This is a genomic window from Microcoleus sp. SVA1B4 (genome assembly GCF_036700545.1).
GTDB lineage: Bacteria > Cyanobacteriota > Cyanobacteriia > Cyanobacteriales > Microcoleaceae > Microcoleus.
Genome location: NZ_JAUBPB010000149.1, coordinates 1 through 2283, shown reverse-complemented (window position 1 = coordinate 2283; position 2283 = coordinate 1). Strand labels below are relative to the sequence as shown.

The following is a 2283-nucleotide window of genomic DNA, read 5'->3' as shown; positions in this document are numbered from 1 at the left end:
CGCATTCATGAGGGTGCATTGTTTTTGTTTCTGCGCGTAAAAGTCAGGTTTGTGATCGCAAAACCATTGCTTGCTACACCTTACTTCTGGTTTCGAGGTGAGGTGGATATCGGTTCTTAGTTTGAGATTTGAGGAAAATTTCTGCTGTTGAAGAAAATCAGCCTCTACAATATAGAGGTGTTTCTATTGGTAGGGCGATCGCTGCACGTTGCAGATTTTTCTGGAAAGTGGCAGGGGAAACACGGGTTAGCGCGATCGAGTGCAAGTTTAGTATCAAAACAGCAAGCTCATAAATAAGAGAGCCGCTGCTTGGACAAACCTGTAGCGATTGGCGATCGCTTCAGTTGGTGCGATCGCAAGAGTTGGAATTAAAGCTTATCCGATAGTAGTTCTGGCAGCAACTATAGCTGAACTTGCATGAACAAAAGGCTTAATACAACCACTAAGAGTCAATATTCAGGTTATCCGTTGGAATACTGCATCGAAAAGTATTTTTTGAGTTTGCTAAGTCTGTTAAAACTGCGAGGGCGATCGTTCGCCTAATTGAATTTTTGTTCAATACCGATCGTGTTGTGGCTCTACAATAGAAACGCTCCTCTTTATTTGAGAAGTTTTTTATATTTTGGTATAAATATATATCTGAACATTGCTTGCTATCGCTCATCTCTGCTTTTTCCTTAGTTTCCCAGCTTGCATAAATTTGCATAAATTTGCATTATTTTGCATTATTTTGAGTTTTTAGTTGAAAATACTGCTTCGACTTCAGGTAATAATTCAAGCTGAGTTTGCATAGTTTTACTCAAAAAAACTCACAAGAACTCAAATTTATGCAAATTTATGCAAAAAAAATCATGGAAACTCAGTCTCAAAAAGTTAATTTTGAGGTTTTTTCGTGTCCCGGTACACTTAAGACTTATTTAACAATTTAACAGCAAACTCTGCACTTCCAATTCAAATAATTACAGTTTCTTTTGAATGTTGACAGTTGCGAGAGCAGTTGTCCAGTTGTACTCGAATAAGTAATGAGGCCCAGCTTCAGACGACGCGCGATTCTGTTCTGTAATGAGATTGCGTGAGCGCTCCGGCTGAGTTCAAAGCAATGGAGTCGGATGGGTTTATTTCGTCTATGCGCCTGTAGAAGCGATCGCTCCTCCGCTTACTGTCCAAGTGCGATCGTATTGAATGGGAATCGGTACCGAATATCACATCAATATCTGCGGGTTCATAGAGTAACGAGCCTGTTTTCAAGTTCGCTAACGGCCAAACGCTGTTCCCGCACTCGACCTACTCTCAGCGCATCAATCAGGCTAAGCAAGGTGTAAAGTTCTGGATCGTTTTTAGCAGCTTGGGGGACTGAACGGTACAGAGGCGCGAGCGCCTGCCCTCTGACGACACCTTGAGGGTCAGGCCAGACATAAACCTCAGACGGTGAGGCAATTAGCTTGCTTTTCAACGGTTCAGCAGAATGCGCCGTTGGCAGTCCTCGACTTAAATTTAATGTTCGGCGCTCGTTGAAGGGCGTGAGCTATTTCGGGAGTACAGCGATCGCTTGTGCTGAATTGCGGTTGTAGGAGCGAGCGATTTGCGATCGCACCATCCATTTCATTCACTCGGCTGCAACTTTTCTCGCATCTGTATAAATATATCGTTCAACATTGCTATTGCTACCACCCAATCCTGCTTTTTGTGCAAGCTTCCTATAGCGGGGATTGCCCACGACAGCAGTCAAGGGGAGAATCGTTTTTGGGTGTAATGGCGGTAGCCTCGACTTCAGCAAGCAAAAGGTATTTTCTTATAGCTGTATAATATTCAGCTTGAATCGTAGTACAAATAGCTACAATTGTCATTAAAGCTTAAAAAAGTATTAAACCCGACCTTGCGGTTAGGCTTCCGTAAAAGGAGGGGACATTATTTCTCTTTCTGCACGCAAAAGTCAGGTTTGTGATCACAAAAACATTGCTTGCTATCGCTCATCCCTGCTCTTTTCCTTAGTTTCCCAGCTTGCACAAATTTGCATAATTTTGCATAAATTTGAGTTTATTCTTACTAACACGGCCCAAAATCGGGTTAACAATTCAAGCTGAGCTTGCATAGTTTTGCTCAAAAAAACTCACAAAAACTCAAATTTATGCAAATTTATGCAAAAAAACTCATGAAAAGCCAGTCTCAAAAAGTTAATTTTGAGGTTTTTTCCTGTCCCGGTACGCTTAATATCAATTTAATAATTTAACAGCAAACTCTGCACTCCCCAATTTAAGTGATTGTAGCAGAGGCAAGCTACTA

At 41.6% G+C, this 2283-nt stretch carries 3 protein-coding genes; 1 reads left to right on the top strand and 2 read right to left on the bottom strand.

Annotated elements, in window-relative coordinates; translation table 11 throughout:
• Nucleotides 1-147 precede the first annotated feature (147 nt).
• Nucleotides 148-297 (top strand): hypothetical protein, encoded by a 150-nt coding sequence (locus tag QT987_RS29595; protein WP_333247040.1) that lies wholly within the window; start codon nucleotides 148-150, stop codon nucleotides 295-297.
• A gap of 925 nt (nucleotides 298-1222) precedes the next feature.
• On the opposite strand, the gene QT987_RS29590 is transcribed toward QT987_RS29595, so the two are convergent.
• Together QT987_RS29590 and QT987_RS29585 are read right to left on the bottom strand one after the other, a co-directional pair.
• Nucleotides 1223-1453 carry a hypothetical protein gene (locus QT987_RS29590; protein ID WP_333145788.1) on the bottom strand — a complete coding sequence of 77 codons (231 nt, stop codon included), beginning with the start codon at nucleotides 1451-1453 and terminating at the stop codon, nucleotides 1223-1225.
• A 4-nt stretch (nucleotides 1454-1457) separates the two neighbouring features.
• Nucleotides 1458-1610, bottom strand: a complete 153-nt coding sequence (locus QT987_RS29585) for a hypothetical protein (RefSeq protein WP_333145786.1) — start codon at nucleotides 1608-1610, stop codon at nucleotides 1458-1460.
• Nucleotides 1611-2283 lie beyond the last annotated feature (673 nt).